The 15298-nt window shown below is 73.6% G+C and carries 15 protein-coding genes; 14 read left to right on the top strand and 1 reads right to left on the bottom strand.

Going from position 1 to position 15298, the window contains the following annotated elements; all coding sequences use genetic code 11:
- Positions 1-291: 291 nt before the first annotated feature.
- Complete coding sequence (gene tdh / locus NS184_RS12900; protein ID WP_058726553.1) at positions 292-1344, top strand: L-threonine 3-dehydrogenase; 1053 nt, start codon at positions 292-294, stop codon at positions 1342-1344.
- Positions 1344-2528 (top strand): glycine C-acetyltransferase, encoded by a 1185-nt coding sequence (locus tag NS184_RS12895; protein WP_058726512.1) that lies wholly within the window; start codon positions 1344-1346, stop codon positions 2526-2528. Before tdh ends, NS184_RS12895 begins: the two co-directional genes overlap by 1 nt.
- A gap of 77 nt (positions 2529-2605) precedes the next feature.
- Here NS184_RS12895 and NS184_RS12890 read toward each other — a convergent pair whose 3' ends face one another.
- Complete coding sequence (locus NS184_RS12890; protein WP_193750475.1) at positions 2606-3061, bottom strand: DUF4383 domain-containing protein; 456 nt, start codon at positions 3059-3061, stop codon at positions 2606-2608.
- A 145-nt stretch (positions 3062-3206) separates the two neighbouring features.
- Here NS184_RS12890 and NS184_RS12885 point away from each other — a divergent pair, with 145 nt between their 5' ends.
- From NS184_RS12885 to NS184_RS12830, 12 genes are all read left to right on the top strand, one after another.
- The gene (locus NS184_RS12885) at positions 3207-6149 is read left to right on the top strand and encodes a DEAD/DEAH box helicase family protein (protein ID WP_058726511.1); all 2943 of its coding nucleotides are present in this window, start codon (positions 3207-3209) and stop codon (positions 6147-6149) included.
- A gap of 80 nt (positions 6150-6229) precedes the next feature.
- Complete coding sequence (locus tag NS184_RS12880; protein ID WP_058726510.1) at positions 6230-7165, top strand: methionyl-tRNA formyltransferase; 936 nt, start codon at positions 6230-6232, stop codon at positions 7163-7165.
- A gap of 53 nt (positions 7166-7218) precedes the next feature.
- Positions 7219-8733 (top strand): RsmB/NOP family class I SAM-dependent RNA methyltransferase, encoded by a 1515-nt coding sequence (locus NS184_RS12875; RefSeq protein WP_058726509.1) that lies wholly within the window; start codon positions 7219-7221, stop codon positions 8731-8733.
- A 211-nt stretch (positions 8734-8944) separates the two neighbouring features.
- Positions 8945-9604, top strand: a complete 660-nt coding sequence (gene rpe, locus NS184_RS12870; RefSeq protein WP_058726508.1) for a ribulose-phosphate 3-epimerase — start codon at positions 8945-8947, stop codon at positions 9602-9604.
- A gap of 80 nt (positions 9605-9684) precedes the next feature.
- The gene (locus NS184_RS12865) at positions 9685-9948 is read left to right on the top strand and encodes a phosphoribosyl-ATP diphosphatase (RefSeq protein ID WP_058726551.1); all 264 of its coding nucleotides are present in this window, start codon (positions 9685-9687) and stop codon (positions 9946-9948) included.
- A 75-nt stretch (positions 9949-10023) separates the two neighbouring features.
- Positions 10024-10863 (top strand): ATP phosphoribosyltransferase, encoded by an 840-nt coding sequence (gene hisG / locus NS184_RS12860; protein ID WP_058726507.1) that lies wholly within the window; start codon positions 10024-10026, stop codon positions 10861-10863.
- Entirely contained in the window at positions 10860-11666 is an 807-nt protein-coding gene (hisF, locus tag NS184_RS12855) for an imidazole glycerol phosphate synthase subunit HisF (protein ID WP_242863050.1), read from the top strand. Before hisG ends, hisF begins: the two co-directional genes overlap by 4 nt.
- 109 nt (positions 11667-11775) lie before the next feature.
- The gene (gene hisI / locus NS184_RS12850; RefSeq protein ID WP_058726506.1) at positions 11776-12159 is read left to right on the top strand and encodes a phosphoribosyl-AMP cyclohydrolase; all 384 of its coding nucleotides are present in this window, start codon (positions 11776-11778) and stop codon (positions 12157-12159) included.
- Positions 12156-13685, top strand: coding sequence for an anthranilate synthase component I (locus NS184_RS12845; RefSeq protein ID WP_058726505.1), 1530 nt, complete (start codon positions 12156-12158; stop codon positions 13683-13685). The genes hisI and NS184_RS12845 overlap by 4 nt, the downstream gene beginning before the upstream one ends.
- Positions 13682-14398 carry a Trp biosynthesis-associated membrane protein gene (locus NS184_RS12840; RefSeq protein WP_058726504.1) on the top strand — a complete coding sequence of 239 codons (717 nt, stop codon included), beginning with the start codon at positions 13682-13684 and terminating at the stop codon, positions 14396-14398. The genes NS184_RS12845 and NS184_RS12840 overlap by 4 nt, the downstream gene beginning before the upstream one ends.
- Positions 14385-14624, top strand: a complete 240-nt coding sequence (locus NS184_RS12835; RefSeq protein WP_058726503.1) for an HGxxPAAW family protein — start codon at positions 14385-14387, stop codon at positions 14622-14624. Before NS184_RS12840 ends, NS184_RS12835 begins: the two co-directional genes overlap by 14 nt.
- A 16-nt stretch (positions 14625-14640) precedes the next feature.
- Positions 14641-15298: indole-3-glycerol phosphate synthase TrpC (locus NS184_RS12830; protein ID WP_058726549.1), on the top strand; the 658-nt coding region annotated here is incomplete at its 3' end.

Raw genomic sequence — 15298 nt, 5'->3', positions numbered from 1 at the left:
CGAACGACCCGTCCGTCGTCGTACGACAGCGGCGCCGTCGCTCCTTGCACGCGCAACGATCGGCGCCGTCGCTCCGTGCACGTCGCCGTCCGCTCGCCGCGCCCCGCGGGTTCCGGCCCACCGAGGGGCGCGCCGTACGTGGCGGGGCCGAGCCGTGCCTCCCGGTCGGTGCACGACGAGCGCCCCGTGCCGCGCAGCCCGCCCGGGCCGACCTGTGGGAGGCTGGACGACGGTGGCCACGAACCACCGCCGAACACATCACACGCACGACGAAGTGACGAGGTGACGCCGATGCGGGCGCTCTACAAGCCGGACGCGGGTCCGGGTCTGACCATGACCGACCGGCCGGTGCCGGAACCGACGGAGGACGAGGTCCTCATCCGGGTCCTCCGCACCGGGATCTGCGGCACGGACCTGCACATCCAGCGGTGGGACGACTGGGCGGCGTCGGCGGTGACCGCCCCGCTCGTCCCCGGGCACGAGTTCTTCGGCGAGGTCGTCGAGGTCGGTGCGGCCGTGCGGGACGTCGGCATCGGGGACCTCGTCTCCGGTGAGGGCCACATCGTCTGCGGGACCTGTCGGAACTGCCGGGCCGGGCGCCGGCAGATGTGCATCCGGACGAAGGGACTCGGGGTGCAGCGCGACGGCGCGTTCGCGGAGTACCTCACGCTGCCGGGCACGAACGTGTGGGTGCACCACGGCCCCGTCGAGCCCGAGGTCGGTGCGCTCTTCGACCCGCTCGGCAACGCGGTCCACACCGCGCTCGCGTTCCCGCTCGTGGGCGAGGACGTCGTGGTGGCCGGGTGCGGCCCGATCGGGCTCATGGCGATCGCGGTCGCGCGGCACGCCGGTGCTCGGTTCGTCGTCGGCACGGACGTCAGTCCGAACCGGCTCCGGATGGCGGAGCGGATGGGCGCCGACCTCGGTGTGGACGTCCGCGGCGACGGGGTCGCCGCGCTCCGGGCAGCGCAGGGGCGGCTCGGCATGCGCGAGGGCTTCGACGTCGGCTTCGAGATGTCCGGGGCGCCGACTGCACTGCCCGCACTCGTCGAGAACATGAACCACGGCGGGCGGATCGCGATGCTCGGACTGCCGAGCGGTCCGATCGCGGTCGACTGGGGCAAGGTCGTCACGCACATGCTCACCGTGAAGGGCATCTACGGCCGCGAGATGTTCGAGACGTGGCAGGCGATGAGCTCGATGCTGCAGACGAGTGCGGTGCTGCGGGACCGCATCGGCTCGATCGTGTCGGCGCGCTACCCGGCGCGCGACTGGGAGGCAGCGTTCGCCGCGGCGGCGAGCGCGGACGGCGGCAAGGTCGTCATCGACTGGACGGAGCACTGATGTACGGCGCGATCAAGGACCACCTGGCGACGGAGCTCGCGGGCATCGAGGACGCGGGGCTGACGAAGCGGGAGCGCGGCATCGCCGGTCCGCAGCGAGCGGCGATCGAGGCGGACGGCACCGACCTGCTGAACTTCTGCGCGAACAACTACCTCGGGCTCGCGGACTCGACGGACCTCGTGGACGCGGCGAAGGACGCCCTCGACCGCTGGGGGTACGGGATGGCGAGCGTGCGGTTCATCTGCGGCACGCAGGACCTCCACCTCGACCTCGAACGGCGGGTGGCGGGGTTCCTCGGCACCGAGGCGGCGATCCTGTACTCGTCGTGCTTCGACGCGAACGGCGGCCTCTTCGAGGTGCTGCTCGGACCCGAGGACGCGATCATCTCGGACGAGCTGAACCACGCGTCGATCATCGACGGCATCCGCCTCTGCAAGGCGCAGCGGTTCCGGTACCGGAACCGGGACACGGCCGACCTGGAGGCGCAGCTCGCCGCCGCCTCGTCGGCACGCTTCCGTGCGGTGGTCACCGACGGCGTCTTCTCGATGGACGGGTCGATCGCGCCGCTCGCCGAGATCTGCGACCTCGCCGAGCGGTACGACGCGCTCGTCATCGTGGACGACTCGCACGCGGTGGGGTTCGTCGGGGAGCACGGACGGGGGACCCCGGAGCTCTGCGGGGTCGCCGACCGGGTCGACGTGTACACAGGGACGTTCGGCAAGGCGCTCGGCGGTGCCTCCGGCGGCTACGTGGCGTCCCGACGGGAGATCGTCGACCTGCTCCGCCAGCGGTCCCGGCCGTACCTGTTCTCGAACTCCCTCGCCCCGGTGATCGCCGCGGGGACCGTCGCGGCGCTCGACCTCGTCGAGCGGTCGGACGACGCCCGCGCCCGGCTCGCCGCGAACGCGCGGACCTTCCGGTCGCTCATGACCGACGCCGGCTTCGAGCTGCTGCCGGGGGAGCACCCGATCGTCCCCGTGATGTTCCACGACGCCGCCCGCACGGCGCGGATCGCCGACGAGATGCAGGCGCGGGGCGTCTACGTGACGGCGTTCAGCTACCCCGTGGTGCCGAAGGGGAAGGCGCGCATCCGGGTGCAGCTCTCGGCGGCGCACACCGAGGAGCAGGTGCGGCGGTGCGTGGACGCGTTCGTGGCGGCGCGCGCGTCGGTCGAGGGCGACTGACCCCGGTCGTGTGACGGCCCCGGGAGCGAGGAGCTGCCGGGGCCGTCGCGGATGGTACGTGGTGCGCGCGGCGCTCGTCAGGCGCCGACCGGGCGACGGCGGCCGCGCGGGAAGACGATCCCGAGCGCGACCATGCCGATCGCGAGCACGAGGTGCAGCCAGTTGTCCGCCCAGTTCAACGGCACGAAGTTCGCGCCGGACATCGTGCCCGCGGTGAACAGCCCGTAGACCCACAGGACGAAGTACACGATGCCGCCGATGACGAGGTACATCCGGGAGCCGGTCGGGTAGCGCGCCGCGAGGAGCCCCACGACGCCGAACAGCAGGTGCACGACGTTGTGCAGGACCGAGACCTGGAAGACCCCGAGCAGCATCGCCATCGAACCGTGCCCGGCCCCGGCGAGGTCGCCGGTGGTCAGCCCGGGGACGAACCCGGCGACCCCGACGAGCAGGAACACGATGCCGACGACGAGCGCGATCTTCTGGATGCTCGAGCCGGCGTAGCGGTCGGTGGACGTGGTGACGTCGGACATGGTGCCTCCCTGGGATCGACGTGCCTCCGACCGTACGCACCGGGTGGACGACCCGTTCCATGCCCGCGCAGCCGGGACACGTGCCCTGCGTCGCGGGGCCGCTCTGTGTGCAGGACCGGACACGTCCCCGTGGCAGACTCGTGCCGTGACGACGGGGGACGACGGCCGACCGCTCGTGGCCTGGCGGTACCAGGGGCGACTGCGGAAGTACCAGCAGGACGTGCTCGACCGTGTGCCCGTCGTGCCCGGCGACCCCGTCCACGTCGTCGCGCCACCAGGGGCCGGCAAGACCCTCCTCGGACTCCTGCTCGCCGGACGGCACGGCGCCCGCGCACTGGCCCTCGCGCCGACTGCCACCATCCGCTCCCAGTGGGCGCGGTCGGCGGCGGCGCTCGACGGCGACGCGACCGTCTCGGAGGACCCGGAGGCACCCGGCGACCTCACGGCGCTGACCTACCAGATGCTGTCGGTGCTCGAGACGGGCAACCCGCTCACCGAGCTTGCGAGTGCGGACTGGCAGCGCGAGCTCGTCGCTGGCGGACGCGACGAGGAGGGCGCGGCAGAGTGGCTCGCCGACCTCGGACGGTCGAACCCGACCGCGCACCGGAAGGGGATCGCCCGGCGTTCCCGGGCGATCCGCCGCCGGCTCGCGCGCGAGGACCCCGCGCTCCTCGCATCGGTGCTCCATCCCAACGCCCGTGCACTCGTCGACCGGCTCGTCGCGCACGGTGTCGAGACCATCGTCCTGGACGAGTGCCACCACCTGCTCGACCACTGGGCACTCGTCGTCGCGTACCTCGCAGCACGCATCCGCCAGGCCGGACGGGAGCCGGTGCTCATCGGTCTCACGGCGACGCTCCCGTCGCCGGACGACCGCGATGCGCACGACAACTACACGGCGCTCCTCGGCGAGGTCGACCACGAGGTCCCGACGCCGGCGGTCGTCAAGGAGGGCAACCTCGCGCCGTACCGCGACCACGTCTGGTTCGTCGAGCCCACCGCGGACGAGGTGGCCTTCCTCCGCGGGCACGAGGAACGCCTGGCCGAGCTGGTCGCGAGCACGTTCGACGACCCGGACGGTGCCGAGTGGCTCGTCGCGACGCTCCAGCCGCCCGCCGACCCCGCAGGGTCAACCGGTCCGGAGGGCCCGGAGGCGCGCCTCGCCCGCGCGTTCGACGCCGACTTCGCGGTTGCCGAGTCCGCCGCCCGCATGCTCGCCGAGGTCCGGCCGGACCACGCCGTGCTCGGGCTGCTGCACCGCGGTGCCCGGACCGCACCCGACGCCGAGCAGCGACTGCGGCTCCTCGCCCGCTACGCCCTCGACCGGCTCCTGCCCGACCCGGCTCGCGCCGAACAGTGGCTCCGCATCAAGCGCTCGATCGTCGACTTCGGCTTCACCCTGAACGACCGGGGTGTCCGACGCGGTCGGGACCCGATCGACACCGTGCTCGCGTCCTCCGCTGCGAAGGACACGGCCGTCGGTGAGATCCTCCGTCTCGAGGCCGGTCAGGACGCCGCCGAGCACCTCCGGGCGGTCGTCGTCACCGACCACGCCACGCACGGCAACACCCGGGGGCGCGGCGGACACGGTGCCGGTGCGCTGCGCACCTTCGCCACGGTGACCGCCGACCCGGCGCTCGCCGACATGCACCCGGTGCTCGTCACGGCGCAGCACCTCCGCATCGCTGCACGCGACGTGGACGTGCTGCTCCCGGCACTCCGCCGGCGGCTCGGGGACGGCCTGGTGACGACGACCGTGGCGGAGGCACCGCACGTGCTCGCGGTCGACGCCGGCGGGTACGGCTCGGCCGCGGTGCTCTCCGCCGTGTCGGAGCTCCTGACCGACGCCACCACCCGCCTGGTGGTCGGGACGCGCGGACTCCTCGGCGAGGGGTGGGACTGTCCGGCCGCCAACACGCTCATCGACCTCACCGCCGTGGCGACCTCTGCGGCGACCCAGCAGCTGCGCGGCCGGACGCTCCGCCTCGACCCCGCCTGGCCGCGCAAGGTCGCGCACAACTGGACCGTGACGGCCGTCGTCCCGGCGGACGTGCCGCTGCTCGCCGCACCCGACGTCGCCCGCCTCCACCGCAAGCACGAGCAGATCTGGGGGTTGCTCCGCTCGGACGACGCCCAGGTGGTCCGCGGCACCGGCACCGCCCTCACCGACGCGCAGGCGCTGCGGCTCGCCGGGCTCGTCGCGAAGGACCGCCGGCAGACCGTCGCCGCACTCGACGCGGACATCGCGGCCGCGATGCCGAGCCGGGACGACACCCACGCTGCCTGGCGGATCGGCGAGCCCTACGCCGACCGTGAGGGATCGGCCGCCGTCGTCCAGGAGCCGGACGCGGCGCCGTTCACGACCGGCCCCACCGCCGCGTCCGTGATGGCCACCGTCCTCGCGCTCGTGCTGGTCGTGGTCGGCCAAGGTCTCAGGGGCCTCGTCGAAGCCTGGCGTTCCGGAGCGGTGGCCGGGGTCGTGGGGACGGTCCTGCTCGTCGCCGTCGCGGTGACCCTGGCCTGGCCGGTCGCCCGCGGACTCGGGACGGCCCTTCGGCAGCGCTTCGACTCCGTCGGAGGGTACCGCCGAGCCGTGCGGGTCGTCCTCGACGGACTGCACCGAGCTGGCCGGATCCCCGCGTACGGCGAGGGGGACGTCCGCGTCACGGCACGGTGGGCGGGCCGGGTGCCGGCCGCCTTCACGATGGAGGTCGTCGGCGGCTCGGTCGGCGACCGCCGCACCGTCACGGCCGCCCTCGCCGAGCTCTTCGGGCCCGTCCGGACCCCGAGGTTCCTGCTCGAGACCGGTCGGCCCGAGGCGACGCGGATCCGGCGGGCACCGCTCCTCGGGGTCGCGCTCTGGATCGCGCGCCGACTCACCCGCGGCGACCGGTTCCTCGCCGTCCCGACGGGCATCGGCCGCCGGCGCGAGGACGCCGAGGCGTTCGCTGCCGACTGGGCACGGAGGGTCGGCCCGTGTCGTCTGCACGAGGTCGACTCACCGGCGGCACTCGTCCTGCTCCTCCGGGCCCGTCGCGACTCCGGCGCCACCTCGACCCCGCCGACGCTCCGCGACCAGTGGTCGTGACGGACCGGAGCGGAAGGGACCGGCCGCCCGCACCGCCCGTCCGTGACGGCCGCCCGCGCAGCCGTGGGACGATGGACCCCATGCGTCTCGTCGTCGCCGGCAGCCCCGCTGCGGCCGTCCCCACCCTCCGCCGACTCGCGGCGTCCGACCACGAGATCGTCGCGGTCCTCACCCGTCCCGCGACGCCGCAGGGGCGGAAGCGCGTCCTGACGCCGACGCCGGTCGCGCAGGTCGCCGCGGAACTCGGCCTGCCGGTGATCGAGGCGTCCCGGGTCGACGACGCGGTCACGGCGGAGCTCGCCGCGCTCGCGCCCGACCTCGGCGTCATCGTCGCCTACCGCGCCCTGCTCCGCCGACCGGCCCTCGACACCCCGCGGCTCGGATGGGTCAACCTCCACTTCTCCGACCTGCCGGCGTACCGCGGCGCCGCCCCCGTGCAGCGCGCGGTCATGGCCGGCGACACCGAGACGGCGGCGACGGTCTTCCAGCTCGTCGAGGCGCTCGACGCCGGCCCGGTCTACGCGTCGGAGCCGTTCACCATCGATCCGGACGCGACGAGCGGCGACGTGCTCGCCGCCATGGCGGAGACCGGAGCCGAGGTCGTCGCGCGGGTGGTCGACGACCTCGCGGCCGGCACCGCGGTCGCCACCGAGCAGTCCGGTGACGTCACCCTCGCCCCGAAGCCGACCGTCGACGACGCGCACGTCCGATTCGACGAACCCGCCGTCAGCGTCCACGCCCGCATCCGCGGAGTCACGCCCGAGCCCGGCGCGTTCGCCCACCTCGGCGACACCCGCGTGAAGCTGCTCCGCAGCTCCGTCCTGCCGGGAGGCACACCCTCCTCCGCCCCGCATCTCGCCCCCGGCGCGCTCGCCCTGGTCGACGGTCAGCTGCTGGTCGGGACGGCCGACGTCCCGCTCGCGCTCACCGAGGTGCAGCCCGCCGGCAAGAAGGCGATGGACGCCGCGGCCTGGGCCCGCGGGCTCGGCCAGCTCGACGGCAAGGAGCTCGCGTGAGTGCCGCCGGGGCCCAGCGCAGCCGCGGTCCGCGTCCGACGTCGGCTCGGCGCGTGGCGTACGACGTGCTCCGTGCGGTGCAGGTCGACGACGCGTACGCCAACCTGCTCCTGCCGTCGCGGATCCGCCGGGCCGGCCTGTCCGCGCGCGACGCCGCCTTCGCGACCGAGCTCACCTACGGGTCGATCCGGATGCTCGGCCGGTACGACGCGATCGTCGGCATCGCCTCCGGCCGCCGGGTCGAGAACATCGAGGCGGACGTCCTCGACGTGATGCGCCTCGGCACCCACCAGCTGCTCGGCATGCGCACGCCGACGCACGCCGCGGTGTCCGCCACGGTCGAGCTCGCCCGCGAGGTCGGTGCCCGCCGCGCCACCGGCTTCGTCAACGCCGTGCTGCGGAAGGTCGCGGCACGGACCGACGCCGAGTGGGACGCCGCGATCACCGAGGGCCGCGGTGGTGATGCGCTCCTCGCCACGCGTTGGTCGCACCCGACGTGGGTCGTGTCGGCGCTGCGGGACGCCCTCGCCGCCGAACGCTCCAGGGACGAACTCGCCGCGCTCCTCGCGGCCGACAACGTCGCACCCCGCGTCCAGCTCGCGGCGCTGCCCGGACTCGCGACGGACGACGACATCGCGACGGCGACCGCCCCGGTGCCGAGCGCCGACGACGCGGACCGCACCGATCACGATGACGCAACCGACGCCGCGGACGGTACAGACGGGGCGGGCCACCGGACCGACGCGGTGGACGGCGCCGGTGACGGGCCGACGGCCGACGCCGAGACCGGCACCGTGCCTCCCGTCCGGTCCGAGGCGGACACGCAGCCGGTCTCGCCGACCGGCATCCGCGGTGTGTCGGGCGACCCCGCCCGTGTGCCGGGCGTCGCCGCCGGACGGCTCCGCGTGCAGGACGAGGGCTCGCAGCTCGCCGCCCTCGCGCTCAGCCGCTCCTCCGCGGTGCGCGCGGGGGAGCGGTGGCTCGACATGTGCGCCGGACCCGGCGGCAAGGCGGCACTGCTCGCCGCCGAAGCCGCGGTCGGCGGAGCGCACCTCGTCGCGAACGAACTCGTGCCGGCGCGGGCCGGGCTCGTGCGGAAGGCCCTCGCGGGCTTCCGGGACGGGGTCACCGTCGTCGAGGGCGACGGGCGGCGCTTCGGTCGGGACGGCGCGGGCGTGCAGTACGACCGCGTGCTGCTCGACGCGCCGTGCACCGGGCTCGGAGCGCTCCGGCGTCGCCCGGAGGCCCGGTGGCGCAAGCAACCCGAGGACGTCCCGGAACTCGCCGCGCTCCAGGCCGAGCTGCTCGACGCCGCCGTGCGGGTGCTCGCACCGGGCGGCACCCTGGCCTACGTCACGTGTTCACCGCACCTCGCGGAGACGCGTGGGCAGGTCGACGCCGTGCTCGAGCGGCACCCCGGTGTGCTCGAACAGCTCGACACCGCGGGCGTCCTGCGGGCGGTGGCGGTTCGGGACCCGCAGGTCGCGGACGGCCCGGTCGCGCAGCTGTGGCCGCACCGGATCGGCACCGACGCGATGTTCGTGGCCCTGTTCCGCCGCGTGGGCTGAGCGGACGGCCGCCCGGCGCTGGCGACGCCGGCCGCTGAGGACCGACACGTCCGCTGTCGTCCGACGTCGGTGGTGTCGTCCGTTGCGCGTGCGGACCACGCGTGCGCAGAACGAACGACACGTCCGTCGTCGTACGACGTCCACGGTGTCGTCCGGCAGCGGCGTCGCTCGACGAGCATCCCGGCCCGACGGCGATCGGTAGGGTTGCCGGGTGACGATCCGCATCTCGCCGAGCATCCTGTCCGCTGACTTCGCGAACCTCGAGCGCGAGCTCCACCGCATCGAGACCGCCGACCTGGTGCACGTCGACGTGATGGACAACCACTTCGTGCCGAACCTGACGCTCGGCCTGCCGATCGTGCAGCGTCTGCAGGAGGTCTCCCCGGTGCCGCTCGACGTGCACCTCATGATCACCGACGCCGACACCGAGGCACCGAAGTACGCCGAGACCGGTGCGTCGAGCGTGACGTTCCACTTCGAGGCCGCGACCGACCCGATCGCCACCGCCGCGGCCATCCGGTCGAACGGCGCCCGTGCCGCGGTCGCGGTGAAGCCCGGCACCCCGATCACGCAGGTGCTCCACCACCTCGACGCCTACGACATGATCCTGCTCATGACCGTCGAGCCCGGGTTCGGGGGCCAGGCGTTCATGCCGTCCGTGATGCCGAAGCTCGCGGACGCCCGCGCGGCGGTCGACGCGTCAGGCCTCGACGTCTGGCTCGAGGTCGACGGCGGCATAGCGGTCGACACCGTGCCCGAGGCGGTCCGCAGCGGCGCCGACACGCTCGTCGCGGGGTCGGCCGTCTACGGCGGCGAGCCGGCGCAGCGCATCGCAGACCTCCGCGACGCCGCGGCAGCAGCGCGATCGTGACCGACGCGGACGACGCGACCCGTGCCTCCCGTCCGGACGGTGCGGACGGAGAGCCGACGCAGGACGGTAGCCTGGACCCCGTGAAGACGTTCGACGACCTGTTCGCGGAGCTGACCGAGAAGGCGCGCACGCGCCCCGAGGGCTCCGGCACCGTCGCCGAACTGGACGCCGGCGTGCACCAGATCGGCAAGAAGATCGTGGAAGAGGCAGCCGAGGTCTGGATGGCGGCCGAGTACGAGGGCGACGAGCGCACCTCGGAGGAGATCTCGCAGCTGATCTACCACCTCCAGGTGCTCATGGTCGCGAAGGGGCTCACCCCGGCGGACGTCTGGCGACATCTGTAGGACGCGCTCCGCGCCCACGGGCGTGAGCCGGACCCGACAGCAGTCACCGACCCTCCTCCAGAAAGCAGACCCCTGATGCTCCGCATCGCCGTGCCCAACAAGGGCTCACTGTCCGAGACCGCCTCCGAGATGCTCAAGGAGGCCGGGTACGCCGGCCGCCGCGACCCCAAGGCGCTCCACCTCATCGACGAGCGGAACGGGGTCGAGTTCTTCTTCCTCCGTCCGCGTGACATCGCCACCTACGTCGGCTCGGGTGCGCTCGACGTCGGCATCACCGGCCGCGACCTCCTGCTCGACTCCGGGTCCGAGGCGCACGAGGTCGACGCGCTCGACTTCGCGGGCTCGACCTTCCGGTTCGCGGGGGCGCCGGGTCGCTTCGGTTCGCTGCAGGACCTCGAGGGCGTCCGCGTGGCGACGAGCTACCCGGGCCTCGTGGGCGACTTCCTCGCGGCGCACGGTGTCACCGCGACGCTCGTGAAGCTCGACGGCGCGGTCGAGAGCGCCGTCCGACTCGGGGTCGCCGACGCCGTCGCCGACGTCGTCTCGACCGGCAGCACGCTCCGGCAGGCCGGGCTCGAGATCTTCGGACCGGTCATCCTCGAGTCGACCGCCGTCCTCATCGCCACCGACGAGGCCCGCCCGGGGATCGACGTCCTCCGCCGTCGCCTGCACGGCGTGCTCGTCGCTCGGGGCTACGTCATGCTCGACTACGACATCCCGACGGCGCTCGTGCCCGCGGCCACCGCGATCGCCTCCGGCATGGAGTCCCCGACGGTGTCGCCCCTGCACGGCCGCGACTGGTCGGCGGTGCGCGTGATGATCCCGCGCTCGGACATGAACCAGATCATGGACTCGCTGTACGAGCTCGGCGCCCGGGCGATCCTGGTCAGCTCGATCCACGCGGCGCGCCTGTGAACGCGACGGTGTCCGGCGCGTCGGGGACCCCGGCTCGCGCGGGCGGCGTGGCGGTCCGGGTGATCCCGTGCCTCGACGTCCAGGGCGGTCGCGTCGTCAAGGGCGTGAACTTCCTGGACCTGCAGGACGCCGGCGACCCCGTCGAGCTCGCCGCGCGGTACTACGAGCAGGGTGCCGACGAGCTGACGTTCCTGGACGTCGGTGCGACGGTCGAGAACCGCGCGACGATGTACGACACGGTCACCCGGACCGCCGAGCAGGTCTTCATCCCGCTCACGGTGGGTGGTGGCGTCCGGAGCGTCGACGACGTCGCGCGCCTCCAGCAGTGCGGGGCGGACAAGATCGGCGTGAACAGCGCCGCGATCGCCCGCCCGGAGCTCGTCGGCGAGATCGCGGACCGGTTCGGTGCGCAGGCCGTCGTGCTGTCCCTGGACATCAAGCGCTCCGACCGGATGCCGTCCGGCTTCGTCGTCACGACCCACGGCGGCCGCACCGAGTCGGACCTCGACGCGCTGCTCTGGGCCCGCGAAGCCGTCGAGCGCGGCGCGGGGGAGCTGCTCGTCAACTCGATCGACGCCGACGGCACGAAGAACGGCTTCGACCTCGAGCTCGTCGCAGCGGTGCGCGCGGTCGCGTCCGTCCCGGTCATCGCCTCGGGCGGCGCGGGTCACCTCGACCACTTCGCGCCCGCCGTCGAGGCGGGCGCCGACGCGGTCCTCGCCGCGAGCGTCTTCCACCGCGGCGAGATGACGATCGGCGACGTCAAGGCGGCGCTGCGCGCTGCGGGCGAGCTCGTCCGCTGAGCCGACATACCGACGGACGGGAGGCCCGTGGCGGCGCCGCCACGGGCCTCCCGTCCGGTCCTCCACACCCTGCGTGGCGCTCCGCGGCACGCCGTAGGCTAGGAACCTCATGACCGACAGCACCAGCGCCAGCACCGACGCGGTCCTCGACCGCGTGCGATTCGGTGCGGACGGCCTGCTCCCCGCCATCGTGCAGGAGGAAACGTCGAAGGACGTCCTCATGCTCGGGTACATGGACCGGGAAGCACTCCGCCGCACCCTGACCGAGGGGCGGGTGACCTTCTGGTCCCGCTCGCGGCAGGAGTACTGGCGCAAGGGCGACACCTCCGGACACGCGCAGTACGTGCGTGCCGCGGCGCTCGACTGCGACGACGACACCCTGCTCGTGACCGTGCAGCAGGTCGGTGCCGCGTGCCACACGGGCGCGCACGCCTGCTTCGACGTCGATCCGCTCTCGCCCGTCACGGCGACCGCTCCGGGGGCCCTGCGATGACCGACCAGCCGCACACGACCGCGCGCGAGGAGTTCGACGGGCTCCTCGCCGACCACCGTGTCGTCCCCGTGGTCCGCGCGCTCTTCGCCGACAGCGAGACCCCCGTCGGCGTCTACCGCAAGCTCGCCGACGGCCGCCCGGGCTCGTTCCTGCTCGAGTCCGCCGGACAGGGCGGCCTGTGGTCGCGCTGGTCCTTCGTCGGCGTGCGGAGCTTCGGCGTGCTCACGCAGGACGGCGACCGGGCCGCGTGGATCGACACGGGCATCCCCGCCTCGCGCGCGGTCGACTCGCTCGACGGCGCGCCCCTCGACGTCCTCGCCCGGCTGCACGAGCGTTGGGCGACCCCGCGTGTCCCCGGCACGCCGCCGCTCGTGGGCGGGACCGTCGGGTTCATCGGGTGGGAGGCCGTGCGGCAGCTCGAACACCTGCCGAACATGCCCGCAGCGGACTTCGACGTGCCGGGCCAGGCCCTGGCGTTCGTGTCGGAGCTCGCCGCACTCGACCACCGGACCGGGCTCGTCCTGCTCGTCGCGAGCGTGCTGAACGACGGCACCGACGACGCCGACACGATGTGGGCGGACGCGCAGGCCCGGCTCGACAGGATGCAGGCGGACCTCGTCCAGCCGACGGTCGCGACCGTGGCGGAAGCATTCGACATCGCCGACCCGACGCCCTCGCACCGGTCGACCCCGGACGAGTACATGGCAGCCGTGGAGCGCTCGAAGGACTTCATCCGTGACGGCGACGTCTTCCAGGTGGTGATCTCGCAGCGGTTCGACCACGAGGTCACGGCGGATCCGCTCGACGTCTACCGGGTGCTGCGGACGCTCAACCCGAGCCCGTACATGTACTTCCTCGCGCTCCGCGACACCCACGACGACCCGTTCTGGATCGTCGGGGCATCGCCCGAGGCGCTCGTGAAGGTGCAGGCCGGCCGAGCGATCACGCACCCGATCGCCGGTTCCCGTCCGCGCGGTGCCACCCCGGAGGAGGACGTGCGCTTCGGTGAGGACCTCCTCGAGGACCCGAAGGAGCGCGCGGAGCACCTCATGCTCGTCGACCTCGCGCGCAACGACCTGCAGAAGGTGTGCGAGCCGGGCACCGTCGCCGTGACCGAGTTCATGACGGTCGAGCGGTTCAGCCACATCATGCACCTGGTGTCGAGCGTCGAGGGTGCCGTGCGGCCGGACGCCTCCGCGATCGACGTGTTCCGTGCGACGTTCCCCGCCGGGACGCTCTCGGGGGCGCCGAAGCCGCGGGCGCTCGAGATCATCGACGAGCTGGAACCGGCGAAGCGTGGCGCGTACGCCGGTGTCGTGGGCTACTTCGACTTCGCCGGCGACGCCGACCTCGCCATCGCGATCCGCACGGCGCTCATCCAGGACGGCGTCGCTCGGGTGCAGGCCGGGGCCGGGCTCGTCGCCGACTCGGACCCGGCGACCGAGCACACCGAGGCCGTGAACAAGGCAGCAGCACCGCTCCGTGCGGTCGCCACCGCCAACCGGATGCGCGAGGTCCGGTCGTGACGCTGCGGCGCTCTCGTCCGCTCGTCGTCGTCGCCGGGCTGCTGGTCGCGGGCATCGTCATGCTGTCGTGGACCCAGACGTGGTTCACGGTGCACCTGCGCGCCGGGTCAGCCGTGGTCGCCACCGTGACGGCCGACGGGTCGAAGTCCGTGCCGCAGTACACCGCGCTCGCGATCGCCAGCCTGGCGCTGTTCCTGGCCCTGACGATCGCGGGGCGGGTGGTCCGCGTCGTGCTCGCCGTGGTCGAGGTGCTGCTCGGGGTGGCCGTCGTTGTCACGGGGGTGTCCGCGCTCCGCGACCCGGTCGCGGCCGCCCGTGCGGCCATCGGCGAGGTCGCGGGGGTGAGCGACCTCGGCGGCGTCCGGCGGGTCGTGTCCTCCGTGGACGTCACGGCGTGGCCCGCGGTGGGCATCGCCGGGGGCGTGCTGGCCGTGGTGCTCGGGATCGTGGTGCTGTTCGTGCAGCGTGCGTGGCCCGGGCCGAGCCGCAAGTACGGGGCCGCGACCGCGGGGGCTGCTGCCGACGCACGCGCCACGGCGACGCAGCGTGACGCCGTGACCGACTGGGACGACCTGTCCGCGGGGACGGACCCGACGGACCCGTCCGTGGTCGACGCGGGTGCCGGGAGCGTCACGGTCGACGCGGTAGGGTTGGACGACGGCGATCGACCGACGACGCCGGAGCAGAACGAGGAGCACCGTGAGCAACACTGAGCCCGCAGAACTCGGCGAGGGTCACTCGCCGGCAGCCTGGACGGCCGTCGTCATCATGCTGATCGGATTCGCGGCCGGGACCCTCTTCTTCTGGTTCGACCAGCCGATCGGTGTGTGGATCTCCGCCGCGGTCATCGTCGTCGGCCTGATCGTCGGCGCCGTCATGGCGAAGGCGGGCTACGGCGTCAACGGCCCGAAGTTCGTCCCGAAGCACCACGGCGAGTAGTCCGACCATGCCGAACGTGCTCGAGACCCTCGTCGCGGGCGCGCTCGAGGACGCGGCCGCCCGTCGCGCCGACCGTCCCTACGCGGACGTGGAGCGCGACCTCGACCGGGTGGCGTCGCCCCTCGACGCGCTGACCTTCCTCGCCCCGGGCGAGGACGTCAAGATCCTCGCCGAGGTCAAGCGGGCGAGCCCGTCCCGCGGCTCGATGGCGCCCATCGCCGACCCCGCCGCCCTCGCGGCGGAGTACGAGCGTGGCGGAGCCTCCACGATCAGCGTCCTGACCGAGGGGCGGAAGTTCCTCGGCAGCCTGGCCGACCTCGAGGCGGTCAAGGCCCGGGTCGGTGTCCCGGTGCTCCGCAAGGACTTCGTCGCCGACCCGTACCAGGTCGTCGAGGCCCGTGCGGCGGGGGCGGACGTCGTGCTGCTCATCGTCGCAGCACTCGAACAGGCGCAGCTCGTCGAACTGCACGGCCTGGCCGAGGAGCTCGGGATGCGCGTGCTCGTGGAGGCACACTCCGCCGACGAGGTCTCGCGTGGTCTCGACGCCGGCGCCCGCATCCTCGGCGTGAACGCCCGGGACCTCACCGACTTCTCGCTCGACCGCGACCTCTTCGGCTCGCTCGCCGACCGCATCCCCGACGGTGTGGTCCGCGTCGCCGAGTCCGCCGTCGCCG

The organism is Curtobacterium luteum (genome assembly GCF_001475545.1).
In the GTDB taxonomy this organism is placed as follows: Bacteria; Actinomycetota; Actinomycetes; order Actinomycetales; family Microbacteriaceae; genus Curtobacterium; species Curtobacterium luteum_A.
This window is presented reverse-complemented; position numbering and strand designations above follow the sequence as displayed.

What these genes read in the sequence shown, in the direction of transcription:
- NS184_RS12895 (WP_058726512.1), top strand. Translation starts at nt 1,344, where the DNA reads ATGTACGGCGCGATCAAGGACCACCTGGCGACGGAGCTCGCGGGCATC.
- hisI (WP_058726506.1), top strand. Translation starts at nt 11,776, where the DNA reads ATGACCGACAGCACCAGCGCCAGCACCGACGCGGTCCTCGACCGCGTG.
- NS184_RS12890 (WP_193750475.1), bottom strand. Translation starts at nt 3,061, where the DNA reads ATGTCCGACGTCACCACGTCCACCGACCGCTACGCCGGCTCGAGCATC.
- NS184_RS12880 (WP_058726510.1), top strand. Translation starts at nt 6,230, where the DNA reads ATGCGTCTCGTCGTCGCCGGCAGCCCCGCTGCGGCCGTCCCCACCCTC.
- NS184_RS12845 (WP_058726505.1), top strand. Translation starts at nt 12,156, where the DNA reads ATGACCGACCAGCCGCACACGACCGCGCGCGAGGAGTTCGACGGGCTC.
- hisG (WP_058726507.1), top strand. Translation starts at nt 10,024, where the DNA reads ATGCTCCGCATCGCCGTGCCCAACAAGGGCTCACTGTCCGAGACCGCC.
- tdh (WP_058726553.1), top strand. Translation starts at nt 292, where the DNA reads ATGCGGGCGCTCTACAAGCCGGACGCGGGTCCGGGTCTGACCATGACC.